The organism is Mycobacterium mantenii (assembly GCF_010731775.1).
Classification (GTDB): domain Bacteria; phylum Actinomycetota; class Actinomycetes; order Mycobacteriales; family Mycobacteriaceae; genus Mycobacterium; species Mycobacterium mantenii.
The window spans coordinates 474,986-498,396 of sequence record NZ_AP022590.1; the positions used below are offsets into that span (position 1 = coordinate 474,986).

Sequence of the window (23,411 nt, forward strand, 5' to 3'; positions counted from 1 at the left end):
CCCTTTGAAATCCCACAATTCCCAGAAGGCACAGGACTCGTCGACCGGGGAATTGGCCGGCCGGCGGCGCGCCGTGATGCGGCTGCTGCGGGCCTCGCCGGATCCGATGAGCATCGCGGGCATCGCCCGCGTGCTGGACGTACACCCCAACACCGTCCGCTTCCACCTCGACAGCCTGGTCGCTGACGGGCAGGTGGAGCACGTCGAGCTGGATCGGAAGGGGCCGGGACGCCCACCGCTGATGTTTCGCGCGGTCCGGCAGATGGATCGCGGCGGGACGCGACACTATCGGCTGCTGGCCGAGATCCTGGCCATGGCCTTCGCCGACGAACGCGACCCCGCGCCCAAGGCCCTGGCGGCGGGCCGCGCCTGGGGGCACAAGGTGGATGCCGAACTGCACCCGATGCCCGATGACGCCGACGGCGCCGACGGCGCCGAAGAGGCGATCGCCCGCTTGATCGATGTGCTCGACGAACTCGGCTTCGCCCCCGAGCGCCGGGTGAACAACGGACAGCAGCAGGTCGGGCTGCGGCACTGCCCCTTTCTCGAACTGGCCGAGAGCTCCTCGAGCGTCGTCTGCCCGGTGCATCTGGGCCTGATGCAAGGAGCCATGGAGACCTGGGGAGCACCCGTCTCGGTGGACCGGCTCGACCCGTTCGTCGAGCCGGATCTGTGTCTGGCTCACCTGACACTGCAGGGAGCGGCCAAATGAGCACCGGCACGGCGACTGCCGTTGCGCTGACCTTCATCTGGCTCGGCATGGTGCTCGCCATCTCGTTCCTGGAGGCCCCGCTGAAATTCCGGGCGCCCAATGTGACGCTGCAGATCGGGCTCGGCATCGGGCGGCTGGTGTTTCGCGCGCTCAACACCGTCGAGGTGGCTTTCGCCCTCGTCATCGGGGCCATCGTGGTGGCCGGTCCGACCCCGGCGGGCGTCAGGGTGGCGATCGCCGTCGCCGTGGCCGCACTGGCCATCCAGCTGGTCGCGGTGCGCCCCGCGCTGACCCGTCGGGCGGACAGGGTGCTCGCCGGATCGGACGGGCCGCGTTCCCGGGCCCACTACGGGTACGTCGCCTTGGAGGCGGGCAAAGTCATCGGCCTCATCGCGGCGGGGATACTGCTACTGAGCGGCTAACAGCAACCCTCAAGGCCTCATGAGGGCCTATCAACTTCGAAGGACCCATTATGGATTCCATCTCGCTGACCGACCTCTCGTCCGAAAAGATCGCCGAGGCCAAGCAATCGCACAGCGGGCGGGCCGCCCACACCATTCATGGCGGTCACACCCATGAGCTTCGCCAGACCGTGCTGGCCCTGCTCGCCGGGCACGACCTGTCCGAACACGACAGCCCCGGTGAGGCGACGCTGCAGGTGCTGCAGGGTCACGTGCGGCTGACGACCAACGGCGACGCCTGGGACGGCAAGGCCGGTGAATACGTCGCGATTCCCACCGAACGGCACGCCCTGCACGCGGTCGAGGATTCGGTGGTCCTGCTGACCGTGCTGAAGACCATTCCCGCGGCGCACTAGCCGACGATGCTGTCGACGCCCTGGTCAACGAATTTCGGTCTGCGGGTACCCATCGTCAATGCCCCGATGGGCGGGGTGGCCGGCGGCCGCCTGGCCGCCGCGGTCACGGGGGCCGGTGGCCTCGGCATGGTCGGCATGGGCAGCGTCGCGTCCAGGGAGTTGCTCGCCGAGCAGCTTCGGCACGTCGACGGGCGGTTCGGCATCGGCATGGTCGACTGGGTGATGCGCAACGAGGCCGGGCTGCTCGAGGACGCGCTAGCCGCCCGCCCGGCCCTGTTGTCGGTCAGCTTCGGAACGGACTGGTCTTGGGTCGCCAAGGCGCATGACGCCGGAATCCCCACCGTCACACAGGTTTACGACGCCGTCGGGGCCCGGCGGGCCGTCGACGCCGGCGTCGACATCCTGGTCGCGCGCGGATCCGAGGGTGGCGGGCACGGCGAGGACAAGCTGGGGCTGCTGCCGCTGCTGGACGCCGTTCTGGATGCCGTCACCGTCCCGGTGCTGGCCGGCGGCGGTGTCGCCTCGGCGCGCAGCCTGGCCGCGGTGCTGGCCGCCGGTGCCAGCGGGGCGTGGGTGGGCACCCGGTTGTCGGCATGCCCGGAGGCGCTGACCGGCGACGCCGGGCGCCGGGCCCTGGTCGCGGCCACCGAAACCGACACCGCCGTCACCCGGGTCTTCGACGTCGCCAAGGGTCTGCCCTGGCCGGCGCGGTTCCCGTCGCGGGTGTTGGCCAACGATTTCGTCGAGCACTGGACGGGTCACGAGGAAGCGATGGACGCGGGGGCCTGCGACCAGCTGGCCGCCGCGATCGCCGCCGGGGACTGCCGGATCGCGCCGGTGGATGCCGGTCAGGGCGTCGGGATGATCCGCGGCGATGCCTCGGTGGCCGACGTCATCGACGAGATGTGTACGGGCGCTGAAGGATTGCTGTCCGGGTGGAGCTCGTAGGGTGGACTATTGGGGCCGGGCGTGAGCACGACGCAGCACCGGCCCCGGTTCGGGCAGAGGCGCGCGTCGGGCCGGTGCGGTCCGAGCGCATCGGCCACGCCGGTGATCAGCGCGTGGTTCATGGTGCAGGCCAGTTCCGTCTGCTCCTGTGCCAGTGCGTGGAACGGGCAATTGGCGAGCTTGACCTCACCGTCGCGGAACCGCGGCTCGTAGCCGTACCGGCTCAGCACCCGGACCGCCCGCTTCACGGCGGCGGCAGCGTCCTGCGGGGGCGCTGGGGCCGAGGACCCCACCGCTGCAGTGGCACCCATCGTTCGGCCGTACTCGCGGGCGACACCGTTGAGGACCTCGGCGACCGGCTCGCCGGTATCGGCCGAGCGGGCGATGGCCGTCGCCATTGACCGCCCGGCCAGCTCGTACTCCCGCTGCGGAAGGCTGACCGCGATGTCGCGGCGCGTCCTGCGATACAGCTTGGAGGTACGTCCGGCGCCGGGGCCCGAGCGACCGGACAGGCGCGCGTAATCGGCTTCCAGCAGGCCCTCGGCGGTGAGCCGGTCCAGGTGAAACTTCCGGCATCATCATCGACCTGGTCACCGGCCCCGGCTTCTACGACGTCGCGCTGCGCGACTTCGGTCTGCTCGCCGGCGCCGTCGCACTGGCCCGGCTGGCGCAGGGGGTGCACAGCGGCAGCATCGGAGCCGGCGCGCGATAGCGCCCGCCGTCACACCGCGCGCAGGTAGCGCTTGGCGATGACGCGCTGGCCCAGCTTCACCACCGGCCCGCCGGCCTTGCCCCACCAGGTGGCGGGCCGGGAGAAGGCCGACACCTCCGCGTACACCGCCGAGGTGACCGGGTCGTGGCGAACCACGAAGCGTTCCTCGCCGGACTCGGGATGACCGGGCAGGGTGCCGTAGCCGAAGCCCCGGATATCGGGTTCGTCGACGACGTAGACGACGCGGCAGGGCGCGGGCAGAAAGCCCATCTTCACCACCACCACCGCGTCGACGACGGCGATCTCGGAGCTGGCCCGCACGCGCAGCCCGGATCCGCGCTGCATGCCCCAGCGCATGACGGCGGCGGCGGCTTGCTCGAAACGCTGCCGGCCCGTGCCGATTTGGCGCTCGGCGTGTTGATGGTCGTATCCGGCGGGCAGCTCACCGGTCGCCGTTGCCCCCACTTCGGAGTAGGTCAGGGGAAGTTCCTTGAGCGCTCGCAGGTCCACGTGCTCAGCTTGCCACGCCGAGATGCGTAACCGCATTCGGCGCGTACGGTCGGAGAAGTGACCGTAGAAAACTCGAAAACTGTTGCAGGGGCATCCGGAACATTCACCTTCGGTGGCGACATGACCGTCAACCGGCTCGGCTTCGGCGCGATGCGCCTGACGGCAAAGGGCGTGTGGGGCCCGCCCGACGACCGCGACGAATGCGTCCGGGTGCTGCGGCGGGCCGTCGAGCTCGGGGTGAACTTCATCGACACCGCCGACTCCTACGGTCCCTACGTCTCCGAGGAGATCATTCGCGAGGCGCTGCATCCCTACGACGGTCTGGTGATCGCGACCAAGGCGGGGCTGTTGCGCACCGGCCCGGACATCTGGATTCCGTTGGGCAATCCCAGTTATCTGCGTCAGGAATGCGAGATGAGCCTGCGCCGGCTGGGCGTTGACACCATCGACCTGTTCCAGCTGCACCGCATCGACTCGAACTTCCCGCTCGAAGACCAGGTGGGTGAGCTGCTCACCCTGAAGAACGAGGGCAAGATCCGCCACATCGGCCTGTCCGAGATCGGCGCCGACCAACTGGACGCGGCCCTGCGGATCACCGAGATCGTGTCGGTGCAGAACATGTACAACCTGACCGCCCGTGGCGCCGAGCCGCTCCTGGACACCGCGACCAGACAGGGCATCGCGTTCATCCCGTGGTTCCCGCTGGCGGCCGGACCGCTGGCCGCCGCCGACGGCCCGCTGCAGCGCATCGCCGCCGACCACGATGCGTCGCCGTCGCAGTTGGCCTTGGCGTGGTTACTGAAACGCTCGCCGGTGATGGTGCCCATCCCCGGCACGTCCAAGGTTGCGCACCTAGAGGAAAACGTCGCCGCCGCCCAGATCGAGCTGTCCGATGACGAGTTCGAAACGTTGTCGGCCGCCGGGGCGCAGCAGCCGGCCTAACCACCGCGCGAAAGCCCGTCCGGCGGGCAATACGGTGTTGTGGTGGCCGAACATCAGCGACACCCCGGCGGGGGATTCAATCCGCCGGAACCGACGACCAAGGGCGGGCCCGACTACGGCAGGTTCATCGAGGCCGTCCGCTCGTTGCAGGACCACGCCCGCGCCGCCGACGCTCCCGACGAGGTCATCACCGAGGCCGCTGACCTCCTGGAGAAGGTATCGGCGCTGCTGGCGCCGTTCGACGCCGACGAATGGGCGTCCCCGTCGGGCCGGCGGATGGACCTGCCGATGCGCGGCAACATCCTGACGATCCCGATGTCGGCACACAAGGGCGAGGACGGCCGCATCCACGGCCAGGCCCGCTTCGCCCGGTTCCACCTGGGCCGCAACGGCGCCGTGCACGGCGGCGCGCTGGGGATGCTGTTCGACTCGATCCTCGGGTTGTCGGCCTCGGTGCTCACCGGCAACCCGCGACAGCGCACCGCCTACCTCAAGATCGACTACCGCCACATCGTCCCGGTGGAAAAGGAATTGCAGTTCGACGCGGGCATCGAACGGGTGGACGGTCGCAAGATCTTCGTGTCCGGCCGGTTGACCGACGGCGAGCAGCTGCTGACCGAAGCCGACGCGCTGTTCGTGCGGCTCAAACCCGGCCAGCCCTGAGCGCGGTGCCCGCGACCGTTGACGGCTTGGGTTCTCCGAGGTCCGCCCCGATAGCATGGCAACGATCATCGAGAAGTCCACCCCTTGGAGAACCAGTTTCATGAGCGCCGCCGCCGACTCCGTCCTTGCAGCCCCGATCCGGGTGCCTGCCGGGACCACCGCGGCCGCCGCGGTGGGTGAAGCCGGGCTGCCGCGCCGGGGCACGCCCGACGCCATCGTGGTGGTGCGCGACGACTCGGGAAAGCTGCGCGACCTGAGCTGGACGCCCGACGCCGACACCGACGTCGTTCCCGTGGCCGCCAACACCGAGGAGGGCCGCAGTGTCATCCGGCACTCGGCCGCGCACGTGTTGGCTCAGGCCGTCCAGGACCTGTTCCCGGACGCCAAACTGGGCATCGGCCCCCCGATCACCGACGGCTTCTACTACGACTTCGACGTGGCCGAACCGTTCACCCCCGAAGACCTGGCGGCGCTGGAGAAGCGGATGCGCCAGATCGTCAAAGAGGGCCAGCTGTTCGAGCGGCGTGTCTACGAATCCAAGGACCAGGCGCGCGCCGAGCTGGCCGACGAGCCCTACAAGCTCCAACTCGTCGACGACAAATCCGGCGACCCCGACATCATGGAGGTCGGCGGCGACGAGCTCACGGCGTACGACAACCTCAATCCCCGTACCCGCGAACGGGTTTGGGGCGACCTGTGCCGCGGACCGCACATCCCCACCACCAAGCACGTTCCGGCGTTCAAGCTGACCCGCAGCTCGGCGGCGTACTGGCGGGGCGATCAGCGCAACGCCAGCCTGCAGCGCATCTACGGCACCGCGTGGGAGACGCAGGAGGCGCTGGACAAGCACCTGGAGCTGATCGCCGAAGCCCAGCGCCGCGACCACCGCAAGCTGGGCGTGGAGCTGGACCTGTTCAGCTTCCCCGACGAAATCGGTTCGGGGCTGGCGGTTTTCCACCCCAGGGGCGGCATCATCCGCCGGGAGTTGGAGGAGTACTCGCGCCGCAAGCACGAGCAGGCGGGCTACGAGTTCGTCAACACCCCGCACATCACCAAGGAGCAGCTCTACGTCACGTCGGGGCATCTGGAGTGGTACGCCGAGGGGATGTATCCGCCGATGCATCTCGACGCCGAGTTCAACCCGGACGGCACGGTACGCAAGCCCGGCCAGGACTACTACCTGAAGCCGATGAACTGCCCGATGCACCACCTGATCTACCGGTCACGCGGACGGTCCTACCGCGAACTTCCGTTGCGGCTCTTCGAATTCGGCAGCGTCTACCGCTATGAGAAGTCCGGCGTGATCCACGGCCTGACCCGGGTGCGCGGGATGACGCAGGACGACGCGCACATCTACTGCACGCGCGAGCAGATGCGCGACGAGCTGACCTCGGTGCTGCGCTTCGTGCTCGACCTGCTGGCCGACTACGGCCTCAACGACTATTACCTGGAGCTGTCCACCAAGGACCCGGAGAAGTCCGTGGGCTCCGACGAGGTCTGGGAGGAGGCTACCGAGATCCTGCGCGAGGTCGGTGAGGCGTCGGGCCTGCAGCTCGTTCCCGACCCGGGCGGCGCGGCGTTCTACGGACCGAAGATCTCGGTGCAGGTCAAGGACGCGCTGGGCCGCAGCTGGCAGATGTCGACGCTGCAGATCGACTTCAACATGCCGGACCGATTCGAGTTGGAATTCACCGCGTCCGACGGATCCCGGCAGCGGCCGGTGCTGATCCACCGGGCGTTGTTCGGCTCGATCGAGCGGTTCTTCGGCATCCTCACCGAGCACTACGCGGGGGCCTTCCCGGCCTGGCTGGCGCCGGTGCAGGCGGTGGGCATCCCGGTCGCCGACGAGCACGTGGAGTACCTGGAAAGCATTGCTGCGCAGCTGAAGTCGCACGGCGTGCGGGTCGAGGTCGACGCCAGCGACGACCGGATGGCCAAGAAAATCGTGAATCAAACGAACCTGCGTGTGCCGTTCATGTTGCTGGCCGGTGACCGCGACGTGCAGGCCGGGGCCGTGAGCTTCCGTTTTGGTGACCGCACGCAGATCAACGGCGTGCCCCGCGACAGTGCGGTCGACACGATCGTGAAGTGGATCGCCGATCGCGAGAATTCTGTGCCCACAGCCGATCTCGTGAAAGTGTCGAGTGGTGAGTGACTGTGAGTGATCGCGAGCCGGTGGAACAGGGTGCCGACGACACCATCCTGGACAGGGGGGTCGGTGAGCGAGATCACCTGCAGCGGTTGTGGACTCCGTACCGGATGACCTATTTGGCCGAAGCGCCGCTGAAGCGTGACAACGGCAAGACCGAGCAGCCGTTCAGCGACATTCCGCACCTGTCCGACGAGGACGGCCTGGTGGTCGCCCGCGGCGAGCTCGTCTACGCCGTGCTCAACCTCTACCCGTACAACCCCGGACACCTGATGGTGGTGCCCTACCGGCGGGTCTCCGAGCTCGAGGACCTGACCGACCCGGAGAGCGCGGAGCTGATGGCCTTCATTCAGAAGGCAATTCGCGTCATCAAGAACGTGTCCCGGCCGCACGGCTTCAACGTCGGCCTGAACCTGGGGACGTCGGCCGGCGGGTCACTGGCCGAACACCTGCACGTGCACGTGGTGCCGCGTTGGGGTGGCGACGCGAATTTCATCACCATCGTCGGCGGGTCCAAGGTGATCCCGCAACTGCTGCGCGAGACGCGTCAGCTGCTGGCCACGGAGTGGACGAAACAACCATGAGCAAAATGCCGTTCCTTTCCCGGGCGGCGTTCGCGCGGCTGACCACGCCGACCGCAAGGGCATGCCTGCGGATGGGTTTGACCCCCGACGTCGTCACGGTCCTGGGCACGGTCGTCGCGGTTGCCGGGGCGCTGACCCTGTTTCCGATGGGCAAGCTGTTCGCCGGCACGCTGGTGGTCTCGTTCTTCGTCCTGTTCGACATGCTTGACGGAGCGATGGCCCGGGAACGGGGCGGCGGCACCCGGTTCGGCGCGGTGCTGGACGCGACCTGTGACCGGGTCAGCGACGGCGCGGTGTTCTGCGGGCTGCTGTGGTGGATCGTCTTCGGCCTGCACGACAGGCTGCTAGTGGTAGCCACGCTGATCTGCCTGGTCACCTCGCAGGTGATCTCGTACATCAAGGCCCGCGCCGAAGCCAGCGGGCTGCGCGGCGACGGCGGCTTGATCGAACGGCCGGAACGGTTGATCATCGTGCTGGTGGGCGCTGGCGTGTCGGACTTTCCGTATGTTGCGTGGCCGCCCGCGTTACCGGTCGCCATGTGGGTGCTGGCGGTGGCCAGCCTGGTCACCTGCGCGCAGCGGTTGCACGCGGTGCGCACCTCGCCGGGGGCGACCGACCGGCTGATGGGTCAGCCGTGATTCCCACTCCGCCGGGCATGAAAGTGATTGGGGCACAACGCCGCCTGGCGAGCCGGTTGGTGGGCGGGCTGACCGGCGGAATGGGCGCCGACTGGGCGTACGCGTCCGGCTGGATGGCGGTGCGGGCGATGCCGGAGTTCGCCGCGCGCAACGCCTTTGCGGCGGGGGCGCGCTACGCGGCCCGCGGCGGCGGCCCCGACCAGCTGCGCAAGAACCTGGCCCGCGTCGTCGGGGCGTCGCCCGAGGACGTGCCGGACTCGCTGATGCGTGCCTCGCTGGCCTCCTACGCCCGCTATTGGCGCGAGGCGTTCCGGCTGCCGGGCATGGACCTGCGCGAGCTGGGCCGCGAGCTGCACGACTCGGTCCTGGGCAGGGACCACATCGAGGCGGCGCTGGCCAGCGGCCGCGGCGCGGTGATCGCGTTGCCGCACAGCGGCAACTGGGACATGGCCGGGGTGTGGCTGGCGCAGACGCACGGCACGTTCACCACCGTCGCCGAGCGGCTCAAACCCGAATCGCTGTACCGCCGCTTCATCGCCTACCGCGAACGCCTCGGCTTCGAGGTGCTGCCGCTGTCCGGAGGAGAGCGGTCGCCATTCGACGTGCTGTGCGATCGGCTGCGGGACAACCGGGTGGTGTGCCTGATGGCCGAGCGCGACCTCACCCGCACCGGCGTGCAGGTCGACTTCTTCGGTGGGCCCACCCGGATGCCGGCCGGGCCGGCCAAGCTCGCGATCGCGACCGGGGCCGTCCTGCTGCCGGCGCACTGCTGGTTCGACGGCCCGGGCTGGGGGGTGTCCATCCACCCGCCCCTGGACTGCACCAGCGGCGACGTCAACGCCATCACCCAGGCACTGGCCGATCAGTTCGAGAAGAACATCGCCACCTATCCCCAGGACTGGCACATGCTGCAGCCGCAGTGGCTGGTCGACCTCCCCGAAGCCAAGCAGGCCTGGCTGAAGGAAACCTGATGCGGATCGGGATGGTCTGTCCCTACTCGTTCGACGTTCCGGGCGGGGTTCAGTCGCACGTCCTGCAGCTGGCCGAGGTGATGCGGGGCCGGGGGCACGAGGTCAGCGTGCTCGCGCCGTCGTCGCCGCACGCGTCGCTGCCCGACTACGTCGTCTCGGCGGGCAAGGCCGTCCCGATTCCCTACAACGGGTCGGTGGCCCGGCTGCGGTTCGGGCCGGCCACCCACCGCAAGGTGAAAAAGTGGCTCGCCGAAGGCGATTTCGACGTGCTGCACCTGCACGAGCCCAACGCACCGAGCCTGTCCATGCTGGCGCTGAACATCGCCAAGGGTCCGATCGTCGCCACGTTTCACACGTCGACCACCAAATCGCTGACGCTGACAGTGTTTCAGGGCATCCTGCGCCCGATGCACGAGAAGATCGTCGGCCGGATCGCGGTCTCCGATCTGGCCCGCCGCTGGCAGATGGAGGCGCTGGGCACCGACGCGGTGGAGATACCCAACGGTGTCGACGTCGTCTCGTTCGCCTCGGCGCCGCGCCTGGACGGCTACCCGCGCGCCGGCAAGACGGTGCTGTTCCTGGGCCGCTACGACGAGCCGCGCAAGGGCATGCCGGTGTTGCTCGATGCGCTCCCCGGGCTGGTCGGGCGTTTCCCCGACGTGCAGCTGCTAGTTGTCGGGCGCGGCGACGAGGACCAATTGCGCGACCAGGCAGGCGAATTGGTGGACCACGTTCGCTTCCTGGGTCAGGTCGACGACGCCGGCAAGGCGTCGGCCATGCGCAGCGCCGACGTGTATTGCGCGCCCAACCTCGGCGGGGAGAGTTTCGGCATCGTCCTGGTCGAGGCGATGGCCGCCGGCACCCCGGTGGTGGCGAGCAATCTGGACGCCTTCCGGCGCGTGCTGCAGGGCGGCGACGTGGGCTGCCTGGTGCCCGTCGGCGACGGCGACGCGCTTGCCGATGCGCTGATCGCCGTGCTGGAGGATGATGTGCTGCGGGAGCGTTACATAACGGCCGGTTCGGCTGCCGTCCAGCGCTACGACTGGTCGGTGGTGGCCAGCCAGATCATGCGGGTGTACGAGACGGTCGCCGCGTCGGGCGCCAAGGTTGAGGTGGCCAGTTGATGACATGGCTGATCGTCGCCATCGCGGTCCTCGTCGCGGTGCTGGCGGTCTTCGGCGCCTGGGCCTACCGGACGGCCAACCGGCTGGACCGGCTGCACGTCCGCTACGACCTGTCGTGGCAGGCGCTCGACGGCGCGCTGGCACGGCGCGCGGTGGTGGCGCGCGCGGTCGCCATCGACTCCTACGGCGGCGCGTCCGAGGGGCGGCGGCTGGCGGCGCTGGCCGACGCGGCGGAGGGGGCGGCGCGGCCCGCGCGGGAGGACGCCGAGAACGAGCTGTCGGCCGCGCTGGCGATCGTCGATCCGGCGTCGCTGCCGGCCGGGCTGATCGCCGAGCTGGCCGACGCCGAGGCTCGGGTGGTGCTGGCCCGTCGCTTCCACAACGACGCGGTCCGGGACACCCTGGCGCTGGCCGACCGGCCCCTGGTGCGGCTGTTCCACCTGGGCGGGACCGCCGCGTTGCCCAGCTATTTCGAGATCGTCGAGCGGCCGCACGCGCTGGCCCACGGCGACCACGGCGTCCTCAACCACCGCACCTCGGCGCGCATCGTGCTGCTCGACGACACCGGCGCGGTGCTGCTGTTGTGCGGGTCGGATCCCGCGCTCGCCGACCGGCACGCGCCCAAGTGGTGGTTCACGGTGGGCGGCGAAGTCCGGCAGGGGGAGCGGCTGGCCGAGGCCGCCGCGCGCGAGCTGGCCGAGGAAACGGGCCTGCGGGTCCCGCCGGCCGACATGGTCGGGCCGGTGTGGCGGCGCGACGAGGTCTTCGAATTCAACGGTTCGCTGATCGACAGCGAGGAGTTCTACTTCGTCTACCGCACCCACCGATTCGAGACCTCCCGAACGGGCCGAACCGAACTGGAACACAGCTACATCCACGGTCACCGCTGGTGTGACGCTGCCGACATCGCTGCGCTGGTCGCGGCGGGGGAGACGGTGTACCCCATGCAGCTATCCGGACTGCTCACCGAAGCGGTGGCGCTGGCCGGCGGCCGCACCTCCGCGCCGCTGCTGTCCATCCGCTGACTCCGCGGAGTCAACGCGGGCCAAAGCGCCTCATTAGACTGGGTCGACAACGGTTGAAGGAGATCATGCAGTGACTACCGCCCACCCACCGAACGGCAACGGGCGAACCGGAACGGCGCGCATCAAACGAGGCATGGCCGAGATGCTCAAGGGCGGCGTCATCATGGACGTCGTCACCCCGGAGCAGGCCAAGATCGCCGAGGCCGCCGGCGCGGTCGCCGTGATGGCGCTGGAACGGGTGCCCGCCGACATCCGCGCCCAGGGCGGGGTGTCGCGGATGAGCGATCCCGACATGATCGAGGGCATCATCGCCGCGGTCACCATCCCGGTGATGGCCAAGGCGCGCATCGGCCACTTCGTCGAGGCGCAGATCCTGCAGAGCCTCGGCGTGGACTACGTCGACGAGTCCGAGGTGCTCACCCCCGCCGACTACACCCACCACATCGACAAGTGGAAGTTCACCGTGCCGTTCGTGTGCGGGGCGACCAACCTCGGCGAGGCGCTGCGGCGCATCAACGAGGGCGCGGCCATGATCCGCTCCAAGGGCGAAGCCGGCACCGGTGACGTGTCCAACGCGACCACCCACATGCGGGCCATCGGCGGCGAGATCCGGCGCCTGACATCGCTGTCCGAGGACGAGTTGTACGTTGCGGCAAAGGAATTGCAGGCCCCCTACGAGCTGGTCGTCGAGGTCGCCCGGGCCGGCAAGCTGCCGGTCACGCTGTTCACCGCGGGCGGCATCGCCACCCCGGCGGACGCGGCGATGATGATGCAGCTCGGGGCCGAGGGCGTGTTCGTCGGCTCGGGCATCTTCAAGTCCGGCGACCCCGCGCAGCGCGCCGCCGCGATCGTCAAGGCGACCACCTTCTACGACGACCCCGACGTGCTGGCCAAGGTGTCGCGCGGGCTGGGCGAGGCGATGGTCGGCATCAACGTCGAGCAGATCGCGGAGCCCCATCGGCTGGCCGAGCGCGGCTGGTAAAAACAGTCCGTGTCGATCGAAGAGATCCTCGATCTCGAGCAGCTCGAGGTCAACATCTATCGCGGTAGCGTGTTCAGTCCGGAGTCGGGCTTCCTGCAGCGCACGTTCGGCGGCCATGTGGCGGGGCAGTCGCTGGTGTCCGCGGTGCGCACCGTCGACCCGCAGTACCAGGTGCACTCGTTGCACGGGTATTTCCTGCGGCCCGGGGACGCCAAGGAGCGCACGGTTTTCATCGTCGAGCGCTCCCGCGACGGCGGCTCGTTCGCCACTCGCCGGGTCAACGCCATCCAGCACGGCGAAATCATCTTCAGCATGGGCGCCTCCTTTCACACCGATCAGGAAGGCGTCCACCACCAGGACGTCATGCCGGAGGCGCCGCCGCCCGACGGGCTGCCCGGGCTGGACTCGATCAAGGTCTTCGACGACGCCGGATTCAAGCAGTTCGAGGAGTGGGACGTCTGCATCGTGCCGCGCAACCTGCTGCAGCTTTCGCCGGCCAAGGCCGCACAGCAACAGGTCTGGTTCCGCCACCGCGACCCGCTGCCCGACGACCCGGTGCTGCACATCTGCGCGCTGGCCTACATGAGCGACCTGACCCTGCTGGGATCGGCCCAGGTCACCCACCTCGACGTGCGGGAGCACCTGCAGGTGGCGTCGCTCGACCACGCGATGTGGTTCATGCGCCCGTTCCGGGCCGACGAATGGCTGCTGTACGACCAGAGCTCGCCGTCGGCCAGCGGCGGCCGTTCGCTGTGCCAGGGCAAGATCTTCACTCAGTCCGGCGAGATGGTCGCGGCGGTCATGCAGGAGGGGCTGACCCGCTTCAAGCGCGGATACCAGCCGACCACCCAGTGAGCGCCCCGCGGATCGGGGTGCTCGCGCTGCAGGGCGACACCCGCGAACACCTGTCCGCGCTGCGCGAGGCCGGGGCCGAGTCGATGCCGGTGCGCCGGCGCAGCGAGCTCGAGTCGGTCGACGGCCTGGTCATTCCCGGTGGGGAATCGACCACCATGAGCCACCTGCTGCTCGACCTCGGCCTGCTGGAGCCGCTGCGGGGGCTGCTCGCCGACGGGCTGCCCGCCTACGGCGCGTGCGCGGGCATGATCCTGCTGGCCAGCGAGATCCTCGACGCCGGCGCGGGCGGACGCGAGGCACTGCCGCTGCGTGCGATCGATATGACGGTGCGCCGCAACGCTTTTGGGCGACAGGTCGACTCGTTTGAGGGGGACATCCCGTTCACGGGGCTTGGCGATCCGGTGCGCGCGGTGTTCATCCGCGCACCCTGGGTCGAGCGCACCGGTGAGGGCGTCGAGGTGCTTGCCACCGCGGCCGGGCACGTCGTCGCGGTGCGGCAAGGCCGCAAGCTGGCCACCGCGTTTCACCCCGAGATGACCGGCGACCGGCGCATCCATCACCTGTTCGTCGACCTCGTCACCGGCTGACGGCCCCTCCGGTGGTGGGTGTGAGTACGCAAGGCGCTAGCGGATGCGCTATCGCTTTCCGGGGGGCGCATATCCCCGCCCAGCGGTGACTCCTGGGGCCACTGCGACGGCTGGACAGACGCCGGGCCGCCCAACCCGACCGTCCACGTAGACTCGTCTGGCCACAAAAACAAGAAGACTTTCAGATAAGGACACCGATGAGCGGCCATTCCAAGTGGGCCACCACCAAACACCAGAAGGCCGTCAAAGACGCGCGCCGCGGCAAGGAGTTCGCCCGGCTGATTAAAAACATCGAGGTCGCCGCCCGCACCGGCGGCGGTGACCCGGCGGGCAACCCGACGCTGTATGACGCCATCCAGAAGGCGAAGAAGACCTCGGTGCCCAACGACAACATCGAGCGCGCCCGCAAGCGGGGCGCGGGCGAGGAAGCCGGCGGCGCCGACTACCAGACGATCATGTACGAGGGCTACGGGCCCAACGGCGTGGCGGTGCTGATCGAGTGCCTCACCGACAACCGCAACCGGGCGGCCGGCGAGGTGCGGGTGGCCGTGACCCGCAACGGCGGGAATATGGCCGATCCCGGATCGGTGTCCTACCTGTTCACCCGCAAGGGCGTCGTCACGCTGGAGAAGAACGGCCTGACCGAGGACGACGTGCTGACGGCGGTGCTCGAGGCAGGCGCCGAGGACGTCAACGACCTCGGCGACAGCTTCGAGATCATCTCCGAGCCGACCGACCTGGTGGCGGTGCGCACCGCGCTGCAGGACGCCGGCATCGACTACGAATCGGCCGAGGCCAGCTTCCAGCCCTCGGTCAGCGTGCCCGTCGACGTCGACGGCGCGCGCAAGGTGTTCAAGCTGGTCGACGCCCTCGAGGACAGCGATGACGTGCAGAACGTCTGGACCAACGTCGACCTCTCCGACGAGGTGCTGGCCGCCCTCGACGAGGAGTAGCTACTCGTACCCGTGCCGCATGTCCTCGACGATGCGCGGATTGTCCAGGGTCGACGGCTCCACCGGGCGCGGCCCGATGTCGCCGGAGAACACGGCGGCGGCGTCGAGCACCTGCTGGTTCAGGTAGCGCAGCGGGGGCGCATTGGCGGGCACCTTCGGTGCGGGCGCGGCGGCGGCGCGCTGCGCCAGGGCGAACCCCCAGTCGCCGAACGTGGGCACGTGCACGTGATAAGGCGTGACCGCGTAGCCGGCGGCCCGGATCGACGAGGCGGTCCGCCAATACGCCGTCGGGGTGGAGAAGGGACTGCCCGCCTGCACCACCATCAGCCCACCGGGGGCCAGCGCGCGGGCGACCAGCGCATAGAACTCCGTCGAGTACAGCCGGCCCAGGACGGGTGTGTCGGGATCGGGAAGGTCGACGATGACCGCGTCGAAGCGATCCACATCGGGTCGGCGCAACCAGTTCATCGCGTCCTCGGTCAGCACGGAGACTCGCGGGTTGTCCAGCGAACCGCCGTTCGCGTTGCGCAGCGTGGTGCGCGCGATGTCGATTACGGCGGGGTCGAGCTCGACCTGCACGATCTTGGAAATGCCTGGCTGGCGCAGCAATTCGCGAGCCGCCAGGCCATCGCCGCCGCCGAGCACCAGCACCGAATGCGCACCGTTGCCGAGGGCGGGGTAGACCAGGCTTTCGGTGTAGCGGTATTCGTCGCGGGTGGAGAACTGCAGGCCGCCGTCGAGGTACAGCCGGGTGTCGTTGCCGCGGCGGGTCACCACGATCTCCTGGTAGGCCGTGTGCCGGTAGGCGATGATCGGGTCGGCGTAAAGCCTTTGCCTGCTCGTTGTTTCGATGTCGGCCGAACGCAGCAGCAGGGTGGCGAGCAGTCCGGCCGAGGCGGTCAGCGCGCACAGCGCCAGCAGCAACTGGCGCGTCGAAACCACTTGGCGCAACAGGAAAATGGCCACGACGGCCGCCGCCCCCAGGTTGATCATGCCGGTGGCCGCCGCGCCTCGAATCATTCCCAGGTGTGGCAGCAGTAGGAACGGCCAGACCAGCCCGCCCAGCAACGCGCCGAGGTAGTCCGCGGCGTTCAGGTTGGCCAGGGTGCGGCCGGCATCGGCGGCACCCGCGGACCGTCCGCGCTGTAACAGCGTCATCAACAACGGCACCTCGGCGCCGACCAGGCCTCCGATCAGCGCCGTGCTCACCGCCAGCACCCACGTCGACCCGTCCACAAAGGCGAACACCACGTACAGTGCCGCCGCCGAGAGCCCACCGATGATACCCAGCAGCGCCTCGACGGCGATGAAGGTGATCGCGGCGTGCGCCAGCAGCGGTTTGACCAGCAGGGCACCCACGCCCAGCGCGGCGATGTAACCCGCGACGATTAGCGAGGTGGCGACGATCCCGCCGCCGTCGAGACTGGCCGACAGCGTCAGCAGCGCGAGTTCATAGATGATGCCGCACGCCGCGCACGCCGCCACGGCGGCCAGCAACAGCGCCCGCCACCGCCCCGACGCCGCCTCGGGCGGCGTCGCCTCGGGCGGCGTCGCCTCGGGCGTCCGCACATCGACAGCGCTCATGACACCGCCGCGGCGGTCACCCCTCCCACGGCGAGCAGTATCAGCGCCACCGCGAACGATCCCGGATGCAGCTCCGGCTCGTCGATGTGCTCGTGAAAACTGCCCGGTATCAGCAGATGCATGGCCAACAGCGCGATGCCCAGCAGGATGACCCCCATCAGCCCGTACACCGCCACGCCGACGAGGCCCTGGCCCAGCTGGCTATAGCTGTTGGCGATGGCGGTGATGATGACGACGGTCAGGGCGATGTACATCGCACCCGCCACCACGACAGCGTTGGGCCGGCGGTCGATGAACACCAACTGGCGCAGCTTTCCCGGGGTCAGCACGTCGACCGCGTAGAACCCGACGAGCAGCACGGCCATGCCGACCGCGAAGTAGAGGATCGTCGCGACCGCGCCTTTCAGCACGGGATTGAGGTCGACGGTGCCGATCTCGACGGCGAGGTACATGGTGCTCTCCTTTGCGGTGGTGCCGTCACTTGGTTCCGCCGGGGCCGCCGGGGGTGCCTCCGGCGCCGCCCGACGGGGATCCGGGGGAAAATCCGGGGCCCAGGAAGATGAAGGCGCCGTGGCTGTATCCGGCGCTCAGCGGCTCGACGCGGATGCTGCACGGGTAGTTGCCGTCGGGGCCGACGATCACGATGTTGTTGTTGTAGCGCAGGTACTCGGTTTTGTCGTTGTCGGCTCGCGCGTCGGGTTCCTGGTAGTCGGCCAGAGTGTCGGCCACCTGTTCGGGCGACCCCGTGCACTGGTAGCGGGTCCCGTTCACGTCGCGGGCGTATTCGTGATAGTGGCCGGCGACATACGACGCAATGTTCTTCTGCAGCAATATGATTCCGAAGATCAGACACGTCACCCCGGCGAGGCCCAGCACACCGGCGATCACGAACAGGCGATTGCGGCTCACGGGCGCCACCGGCTGGCGGTGTGCACCACCGTTCCGCCGCTGCCGGCGGGACGGTTCGGATAGAGATGCCAGGTCTGCCAGCGCCAGCCGGCGCCGTCAGGTTCGGCGGCCAGCGCGGTCAGCGCGGCGTCATCGCCGGGGAACGTGCCGCCCAGCCAGCCGGCCCCGCGGGCGCAACGGTCGCGCAGGTCCTGCGCGAGGCGACGAAAGCTCGCCTCGTCGTGGGTGTCGGTACAAGATTGCAGGCAGTAGCCGGGCGCGTCGGTGCGCGCGGGCAGGTCGGCCCCGAGAGTGCGTGCGGTGCAAGAGATTTCCTCGGAGAATCGGCCCGCCGCGTGCTCGACCGCGACGACGTGTGAGGCGCCGAGCACCCCGAGCAGGAGCGCGGCGCCACCGCCGGGGTGATCCAGCCTGCAGCTGGCCAGCGGCGTGGGGAGGGGCGTGTTGAGCGCCAGTCCCAGCCGTTCGCCGGATACGTCCGCCGGGGTCACGGCGAGCCGATGAAGGGGCACCGAGCAGACCTCGTGCCCTACGCCGAGGCGGGCGGGGGCGCCGCGTACACGGTGATCTCGCCGGGCGACACGGACTTGCCCGTCGACACCTCCCAGGGCATGTCGGACGCCCAGCGCTCGAACGAGAGCAGCACCGACTCGTCGGCGTTGGTGCAGTCGACGAATTCCATCTCGCCGCCGGCCGGCAGGCCGGTGGCGCCTTCGGTCGTGTAGGAGGCCCGGCCGCGTTCGGACTCGTGGAACATCACGCCGTCGACGACGTAGGGGTCGCCGGGCCGCAGCGGCACGTCCTTGCGGGTGACCCACATCGCGAGTTCGAGCCGCCCGTCGTCCTCCTCGACGCTGAACCAGATCGGCTGGTCGCCGCCTTCCAGCAGGTGCTCCCACCACACGAACGGGCCCTCGCGGTAGGTGACCGACCCGCGCACGATGTAGTCGACGCCGCCGTAGCTGACGACGGCGCCGGGGCCCAGTTGGCGCGGCCCGAACTGCGGCATCGCGTCGGACGCGAGTGGATCCGGACGTCCGTCCCGCTGGGCCGGTTGCTTGGGCCGCCGCAAAGCCACCACCAGCACCACGATGGATGCGATGAAGAGCGCCACGGCGATGATGAGCAGCAGAGATCCCACGCCAACCCTTCCGTTGCCACGATGCTTGAGCGAACGTGGGCTAAAGCTAACAGCTTTTTCGCGGGTTCGGCGCCCTAACGTCACCCCCGGGAATCGGCCGCGGCGCCGCGTGTCCTACCCGGACCCGTCGGGGCCGGCCGCTAGGCTATCGAACAGCTGTTCTACTAGTTGGGAGCGGGAATGCGGGTGATGGGCGTCGATCCCGGCCTGACCCGATGCGGTCTGTCGGTCGTCGAAAGCGGGCGCGGGCGCACGGTCGTCGCGCTGGACGTCGACGTGGTGCGCACGCCGTCGGATGCACCGCTTGCCGAGAGGCTGCTGCAGATCAGCGATACCGTCGAGCACTGGCTGGCCACCCACCAGCCGGACGTCGTGGCCGTCGAGCGGGTGTTCTCCCAGCTGAATGTGTCGACGGTGATGGGCACCGCCCAGGCCGGCGGGGTGGTCGCGCTGGCGGCGGCCAAGCGCGGCGTCGACGTGCACTTCCACACCCCCAGCGAGGTCAAGGCCGCGGTCACCGGCAACGGCGCGGCCGACAAGGCGCAAGTCACCGCGATGGTCACCAGAATCCTTGCGCTGCAAGCGAAACCGACACCTGCCGACGCCGCCGACGCCCTGGCGTTGGCTATTTGTCACTGCTGGCGGGCGCCGATGATCGCCCGGATGGCCGCGGCCGAAACCATGGCCGCCCAACAGCGACAGAAATACAAAGCCAAGTTGGATGCCAAGCTGAAGGCCGCGCGATGATCGCCTCGGTGCGCGGCGAGGTCCTCGAGGTGGCGCTCGACCATGTGGTGATCGAGGCCGCCGGCGTCGGCTACCGGGTGAACGCGACCCCGTCGACGCTGTCCACGTTGCGGACCGGGACCGAGGCGCGGCTGATCACCGCGATGATCGTCCGCGAGGACTCGATGACGTTGTACGGCTTCACCGACGCCGACAGCCGCGACCTGTTCTCGACGCTGCTGTCGGTGTCGGGGGTGGGGCCCCGGCTGGCGATGGCGACCCTGGCCGTGCACGACGCGGGGGCGCTGCGCCAGGCGCTGCACGACAGCGACGTCACCGCGCTGACCCGGGTGCCGGGCATCGGCAAGCGCAGCGCCGAACGGATGGTCTTGGAGTTGCGGGACAAGGTCGGTGCCGGCATAGCGGGCGCGCCGGGCGGCTCCTCGGTGGTGAACGGGCACGCGGTGCGGGGGCCGGTGGTCGAGGCCCTGGTCGGGCTCGGCTTCGCCGCCAAGCAGGCCGAAGAGGCCACCGACAAGGTGCTGGCCACCGAACAGGACGCGACGACGTCCGGCGCCCTGCGCGCGGCCCTGTCGCTGCTGGGTAAGTCCCGATGACCGACGACTACGGGGACGACTACGCCGAGCGGGAGGTCTCCGGCGCGCTGGCGCCCGGCGAGGGCGACATCGAGGTCAGCCTGCGACCGCGTTCGCTGCACGAGTTCATCGGCCAGCCGCGGGTGCGCGAACAGCTGCAGCTCGTCATCGAGGGCGCCAAGAACCGGGGCGGCACACCGGATCACATCCTGTTGTCCGGCCCGCCGGGACTGGGCAAGACGTCGCTGGCGATGATCATCGCCGCCGAGCTCGGATCCTCGTTGCGGGTGACGTCCGGGCCCGCGCTGGAACGCGCCGGTGACCTGGCGGCGATGCTGTCCAACCTGGTCGAGCACGACGTGCTGTTCATCGACGAGATCCACCGCATCGCCCGGCCCGCCGAGGAGATGCTGTACCTGGCCATGGAGGACTTCCGGGTCGACGTGGTGGTCGGCAAGGGTCCCGGGGCGACGTCGATTCCGCTGGAGGTGGCGCCGTTCACCCTGGTCGGCGCGACCACCCGCTCCGGCGCGCTGACCGGCCCGCTGCGGGACCGGTTCGGGTTCACCGCGCACATGGACTTCTACGAGCCTTCCGAGCTGGAGCGGGTGCTGGCCCGCTCCGCCGGAATCCTGGGCATCGAACTGGGCGGCGACGCGGCCGAGGAGATCGCCCGGCGCTCGCGCGGGACGCCGCGGATCGCCAACCGGTTGTTGCGCCGGGTTCGCGATTTCGCCGAGGTGCGCGCCGACGGCGTGATCACCCGCGACGTCGCCAAGGCCGCGCTGGCGGTCTATGACGTCGACGAGCTGGGCCTGGACCGGCTGGACCGGGCGGTGCTCTCGGCGCTGACCCGTAGCTTCGGCGGCGGCCCGGTCGGGGTGTCGACGCTGGCGGTGGCGGTGGGCGAGGAGGCCGCCACGGTCGAGGAGGTGTGCGAACCGTTCCTGGTCCGCGCCGGCATGGTCGCGCGGACGCCGCGGGGCCGGGTCGCCACCGCCCAGGCGTGGACGCACCTCGGCTTGGCCCCCCCGGCCGGGGTCACCGGCCTCGGGCAGGCCGGCCTGTTCGACTGATCGCGACCAGTAGGTAGCTGGGCCGTCGACGGCCCCGGATGCGTTTCGCGACCAAATCGTGACCTTCGCGCCGAGCCATGGCCCGAACGTTCGGGTAACCAGCCTCACAGCAGTGATATCTGTGAAGGAGGTTCCGATGAGGACCACGAGCCACGACTACGACCGCCCTCGCGCGCTGTACATGCCACGTACCCGCGGCGCGCTAACCGGGTCACTCCTGATACTCCTGGGTGCGTGGGGTGCCTTGGTGCCGTTCTTCGGCCCCAACATCGATTGGGTCTACATGACCGACCCGGCATGGACGTGGACCACGGCCAAGGGCTGGCTGGAGGTGCTGCCCGGGGCCGCCGCAGCGGTGGGCGGCCTGCTTGTGCTCATGTCCGGTAACCGTGCCAGCGCCGTGTTCGGCGGGTGGCTGGCGGTGGCCGGCGGCGCCTGGTTCGTCGTCGGCCGCGCGTTCGCATCGACCCTGGGCATCGGCGACGTCGGTCAACCGATGGCGGCGACGGACCTCAAACGCGCCCTGCTCGAGGTCACCTACTTCACCGGTCTGGGCGCCCTGATCGTGTTCCTGGGCGGGGCCGCCGTGGCCCGCCTGGCCGTTCGGCACGCACGCGACGTCGTGGTGACGCCCCCGGCGCCCGTGGCGGGCGAGGCCGTTCCGACGGCTGAGCCGGCCATGTACGACGAGACGCGCGCCCCGGCGGCGGCGCGGGCGGACGCCGCGGCGGCCGGGGCGGAGCCCCGCGGGCGCACCGGTCGTGGCTTGTTCCGTCGGCGCGCCGGCGGCGGCCTGTTCCACCGGCATCACCACGCGGGCGCGTAGCCGGTAACCAAGCACGGCGGGAGGCACCGGTAGCCCTGGGCTACCGGTGCCGATTCGCGTCAGGCTGGCCCGGCCAACCGCTGGTCGGTAAAGTTCACCGGCGCCGAAATATGCGCAATCCGGCCGCCGCGCCGGCCTCGACCAGCGAGGAGGAAGCGATGATCACCGCCGGATTGGTCGTCGCCGCGCTGGCGGCGTTGCTGCATGTCTACATCTTTGTGATCGAATCGTTGACCTGGACCTCGCCGCGCACCCGCGCCACGTTCGGCACCACCGAGGCCGAGGCCGAAACCACCAAGCTCCTCGCCTTCAACCAAGGCTTCTACAACCTGTTCCTGGCCATCGTCACCGGCGTGGGCATCGCCGCAGTTACCTTGGGGCACAAAGGCATTGGCGCGGCGCTCATCTTCGCCGGCGTCGGGTCGATGGCCGCGGCCGCGGTGGTGCTGGTCGCGTCCGACCGCGAGAAGGCGCGCGCCGCCGCGACGCAGGGCGCCTTTCCGGCGATCGCAATCGTGCTCTTGCTGTTCGGACTTCACTAGTAACACGAGTCTCAGCAGCCTCAAAAGCCACAGCTAGCGGTGGCTTTCGACTCTCCCGTGGGTTAGTAGTGGAAAGCGCTGGGTAACCATCCCAGGCCGGAATCAAGCCCGGTATTCAACGAGGGGATGTCATGAAATACGCAGAAGACGGCCAACCGCGCGGGCTGAGCATGCCGCGCTCGCGCGGCGCGGTCAGCGGATTGCTCCTGGTCATTTTGGGAGCTTGGGGGGCGTTAATACCGTTTGTTGGTCCGCATTTTAATTTCGCCTACACACCGGACCGGGATTGGGCGTGGAGCACAGCCCGCGGCTGGCTGGAGGTGGCGCCGGGAGCGGCCACCGCGTTGGGCGGTTTGTTGCTGATCGTCGCCGGGAACCGGGTCGCCGCCATGCTGGGCGGTTGGCTGGCCGTGCTGGCCGGCGCCTGGTTCGTGGTGGGCGGTCAGGTCGCACCATTGTTGGGCATCGGCTCCGCCGGTGATCCCATCGCCGCGACCGAACGCAAGCGCGCGGTGCTCGAGGTCACGTACTTCTCCGGCCTGGGCGCGCTGATCATCTTCGTCGGTGGCGTCGTGCTGGCGCGCACCGCCGTGCGACTGGCCCGCGACGTGCACCCGGTGGTGGGCGAACCCGCCGCTGCCGCGCCGAGCGTTGAGCCATACCGGGATTCGGTCTACGAGCCGGCCGAGGTCTCCTCGGGCGCGCTTACCAAGCCGCGATCCTCGGCGGACCCCGAGCCCAAGCGGGGATGGCGCCATAACCGTGCCGGCGCCGGGACGGGCGCCAAAGCCGCGTATCTGCGCTGGCCGCACCCGCAGCAGTAGTTTCCACACAAAACA

28 protein-coding genes and 2 pseudogenes are annotated in these 23,411 nt (G+C 69.5%); 23 read left to right on the forward strand and 7 right to left on the reverse strand.

All coding sequences use genetic code 11. The features are described 5' to 3' along the window. The first annotated feature begins 76 nt into the window (after positions 1–76). The 4 genes from G6N50_RS02500 to G6N50_RS02515 are packed head-to-tail and all read left to right on the forward strand — an operon-like array spanning position 77 to position 2,477. Positions 77–712, forward strand: a complete 636-nt coding sequence (locus tag G6N50_RS02500) for a helix-turn-helix transcriptional regulator (RefSeq protein WP_232069036.1) — start codon at positions 77–79, stop codon at positions 710–712. Next, complete coding sequence (locus tag G6N50_RS02505; RefSeq protein WP_083094898.1) at positions 709–1,134, forward strand: hypothetical protein; 426 nt, start codon at positions 709–711, stop codon at positions 1,132–1,134. Before G6N50_RS02500 ends, G6N50_RS02505 begins: the two co-directional genes overlap by 4 nt. 50 nt (positions 1,135–1,184) lie before the next feature. Further along, complete coding sequence (locus G6N50_RS02510; RefSeq protein WP_083094897.1) at positions 1,185–1,529, forward strand: cupin domain-containing protein; 345 nt, start codon at positions 1,185–1,187, stop codon at positions 1,527–1,529. Positions 1,530–1,535: 6 nt separating this feature from the next. Continuing rightward, entirely contained in the window at positions 1,536–2,477 is a 942-nt protein-coding gene (locus G6N50_RS02515; RefSeq protein ID WP_083094896.1) for an NAD(P)H-dependent flavin oxidoreductase, read from the forward strand. 23 nt (positions 2,478–2,500) lie between these two features. Here the strand turns inward: G6N50_RS02515 and G6N50_RS02520 are convergent. Further along, positions 2,501–3,046: pseudogene (locus G6N50_RS02520) on the reverse strand (transcriptional regulator); the annotation flags it as partial. Here G6N50_RS02520 and G6N50_RS29155 point away from each other — a divergent pair. After that, positions 3,046–3,189: pseudogene (locus tag G6N50_RS29155) on the forward strand (Rv2617c family stress response/phage resistance protein); the annotation flags it as partial. The pseudogenes G6N50_RS02520 and G6N50_RS29155 overlap by 1 nt on opposite strands. 9 nt (positions 3,190–3,198) lie before the next feature. Here the strand turns inward: G6N50_RS29155 and G6N50_RS02525 are convergent. Beyond that, positions 3,199–3,699 carry a DUF1990 family protein gene (locus G6N50_RS02525; protein WP_083094951.1) on the reverse strand — a complete coding sequence of 167 codons (501 nt, stop codon included), beginning with the start codon at positions 3,697–3,699 and terminating at the stop codon, positions 3,199–3,201. Between the two features lie 57 nt (positions 3,700–3,756). On the opposite strand from G6N50_RS02525, the gene G6N50_RS02530 reads away from it, so the two are divergent. From G6N50_RS02530 to G6N50_RS02585, 12 genes are all read left to right on the forward strand, one after another. Then, positions 3,757–4,641: an aldo/keto reductase gene (locus tag G6N50_RS02530; RefSeq protein WP_083094895.1), complete on the forward strand. Its 885-nt coding sequence runs from the start codon at positions 3,757–3,759 to the stop codon at positions 4,639–4,641. A 39-nt stretch (positions 4,642–4,680) separates the two neighbouring features. After that, complete coding sequence (locus G6N50_RS02535) at positions 4,681–5,304, forward strand: PaaI family thioesterase (protein ID WP_083094894.1); 624 nt, start codon at positions 4,681–4,683, stop codon at positions 5,302–5,304. A gap of 100 nt (positions 5,305–5,404) precedes the next feature. Further along, on the forward strand, positions 5,405–7,459 hold the full coding sequence (gene thrS, locus G6N50_RS02540; protein ID WP_083094893.1) for a threonine--tRNA ligase: 2,055 nt from the start codon (positions 5,405–5,407) through the stop codon (positions 7,457–7,459). Positions 7,460–7,461: 2 nt separating this feature from the next. After that, complete coding sequence (locus G6N50_RS02545) at positions 7,462–8,037, forward strand: HIT family protein (protein ID WP_083094892.1); 576 nt, start codon at positions 7,462–7,464, stop codon at positions 8,035–8,037. Then, positions 8,034–8,675: a phosphatidylinositol phosphate synthase gene (pgsA, locus tag G6N50_RS02550; protein ID WP_083094891.1), complete on the forward strand. Its 642-nt coding sequence runs from the start codon at positions 8,034–8,036 to the stop codon at positions 8,673–8,675. Before G6N50_RS02545 ends, pgsA begins: the two co-directional genes overlap by 4 nt. Further along, on the forward strand, positions 8,672–9,646 hold the full coding sequence (locus tag G6N50_RS02555) for a phosphatidylinositol mannoside acyltransferase (protein WP_372509915.1): 975 nt from the start codon (positions 8,672–8,674) through the stop codon (positions 9,644–9,646). Before pgsA ends, G6N50_RS02555 begins: the two co-directional genes overlap by 4 nt. Then, complete coding sequence (locus tag G6N50_RS02560) at positions 9,646–10,770, forward strand: glycosyltransferase family 4 protein (RefSeq protein ID WP_083094889.1); 1,125 nt, start codon at positions 9,646–9,648, stop codon at positions 10,768–10,770. The genes G6N50_RS02555 and G6N50_RS02560 overlap by 1 nt, the downstream gene beginning before the upstream one ends. Then, a complete protein-coding gene (locus G6N50_RS02565; protein WP_083094888.1) occupies positions 10,770–11,795 on the forward strand; it encodes an NUDIX hydrolase in 1,026 nt (341 codons plus the stop codon). Before G6N50_RS02560 ends, G6N50_RS02565 begins: the two co-directional genes overlap by 1 nt. 70 nt (positions 11,796–11,865) lie before the next feature. Next, a complete protein-coding gene (gene pdxS / locus G6N50_RS02570) occupies positions 11,866–12,777 on the forward strand; it encodes a pyridoxal 5'-phosphate synthase lyase subunit PdxS (protein ID WP_083094887.1) in 912 nt (303 codons plus the stop codon). 9 nt (positions 12,778–12,786) lie between these two features. Next, the gene (tesB, locus tag G6N50_RS02575; protein ID WP_083094886.1) at positions 12,787–13,632 is read left to right on the forward strand and encodes an acyl-CoA thioesterase II; all 846 of its coding nucleotides are present in this window, start codon (positions 12,787–12,789) and stop codon (positions 13,630–13,632) included. Further along, a complete protein-coding gene (pdxT, locus tag G6N50_RS02580; RefSeq protein WP_083094885.1) occupies positions 13,629–14,219 on the forward strand; it encodes a pyridoxal 5'-phosphate synthase glutaminase subunit PdxT in 591 nt (196 codons plus the stop codon). Before tesB ends, pdxT begins: the two co-directional genes overlap by 4 nt. 197 nt (positions 14,220–14,416) lie before the next feature. Beyond that, positions 14,417–15,172, forward strand: coding sequence for a YebC/PmpR family DNA-binding transcriptional regulator (locus G6N50_RS02585; RefSeq protein WP_083094884.1), 756 nt, complete (start codon positions 14,417–14,419; stop codon positions 15,170–15,172). Here the strand turns inward: G6N50_RS02585 and G6N50_RS02590 are convergent, their stop codons facing one another. From G6N50_RS02590 to G6N50_RS02610, 5 genes are read right to left on the reverse strand one after another with little or no spacing between them, the layout of a single operon-like run. Next, on the reverse strand, positions 15,173–16,756 hold the full coding sequence (locus G6N50_RS02590) for a polyamine aminopropyltransferase (protein WP_083094883.1): 1,584 nt from the start codon (positions 16,754–16,756) through the stop codon (positions 15,173–15,175). Continuing rightward, a complete protein-coding gene (locus G6N50_RS02595) occupies positions 16,753–17,208 on the reverse strand; it encodes a DUF350 domain-containing protein (protein ID WP_083094882.1) in 456 nt (151 codons plus the stop codon). Before G6N50_RS02595 ends, G6N50_RS02590 begins: the two co-directional genes overlap by 4 nt. 25 nt (positions 17,209–17,233) lie before the next feature. Further along, complete coding sequence (locus G6N50_RS02600) at positions 17,234–17,665, reverse strand: DUF4247 domain-containing protein (RefSeq protein ID WP_083094950.1); 432 nt, start codon at positions 17,663–17,665, stop codon at positions 17,234–17,236. Next, positions 17,662–18,177: a DUF2617 family protein gene (locus G6N50_RS02605; RefSeq protein ID WP_083094881.1), complete on the reverse strand. Its 516-nt coding sequence runs from the start codon at positions 18,175–18,177 to the stop codon at positions 17,662–17,664. The genes G6N50_RS02600 and G6N50_RS02605 overlap by 4 nt, the downstream gene beginning before the upstream one ends. A gap of 17 nt (positions 18,178–18,194) precedes the next feature. Then, positions 18,195–18,806, reverse strand: a complete 612-nt coding sequence (locus G6N50_RS02610) for a DUF4178 domain-containing protein (RefSeq protein WP_083094880.1) — start codon at positions 18,804–18,806, stop codon at positions 18,195–18,197. A 180-nt stretch (positions 18,807–18,986) separates the two neighbouring features. Here G6N50_RS02610 and ruvC point away from each other — a divergent pair, with 180 nt between their 5' ends. The 6 genes from ruvC to G6N50_RS02640 all read left to right on the forward strand — a co-directional run bounded on the left by ruvC (position 18,987) and on the right by G6N50_RS02640 (position 23,396). After that, positions 18,987–19,553, forward strand: coding sequence for a crossover junction endodeoxyribonuclease RuvC (gene ruvC, locus G6N50_RS02615; RefSeq protein ID WP_083094879.1), 567 nt, complete (start codon positions 18,987–18,989; stop codon positions 19,551–19,553). Next, on the forward strand, positions 19,550–20,149 hold the full coding sequence (gene ruvA / locus G6N50_RS02620; protein WP_083094878.1) for a Holliday junction branch migration protein RuvA: 600 nt from the start codon (positions 19,550–19,552) through the stop codon (positions 20,147–20,149). The genes ruvC and ruvA overlap by 4 nt, the downstream gene beginning before the upstream one ends. Continuing rightward, positions 20,146–21,204, forward strand: a complete 1,059-nt coding sequence (ruvB, locus tag G6N50_RS02625; RefSeq protein WP_083094877.1) for a Holliday junction branch migration DNA helicase RuvB — start codon at positions 20,146–20,148, stop codon at positions 21,202–21,204. Before ruvA ends, ruvB begins: the two co-directional genes overlap by 4 nt. A 136-nt stretch (positions 21,205–21,340) precedes the next feature. Then, positions 21,341–22,030, forward strand: coding sequence for a hypothetical protein (locus G6N50_RS02630; protein WP_083094949.1), 690 nt, complete (start codon positions 21,341–21,343; stop codon positions 22,028–22,030). Positions 22,031–22,188: 158 nt separating this feature from the next. Further along, positions 22,189–22,572 carry a DUF1304 domain-containing protein gene (locus G6N50_RS02635; RefSeq protein ID WP_083094948.1) on the forward strand — a complete coding sequence of 128 codons (384 nt, stop codon included), beginning with the start codon at positions 22,189–22,191 and terminating at the stop codon, positions 22,570–22,572. Positions 22,573–22,703: 131 nt separating this feature from the next. Next, entirely contained in the window at positions 22,704–23,396 is a 693-nt protein-coding gene (locus G6N50_RS02640; RefSeq protein ID WP_083094876.1) for a hypothetical protein, read from the forward strand. The last annotated feature ends 15 nt before the right edge of the window (positions 23,397–23,411 follow it).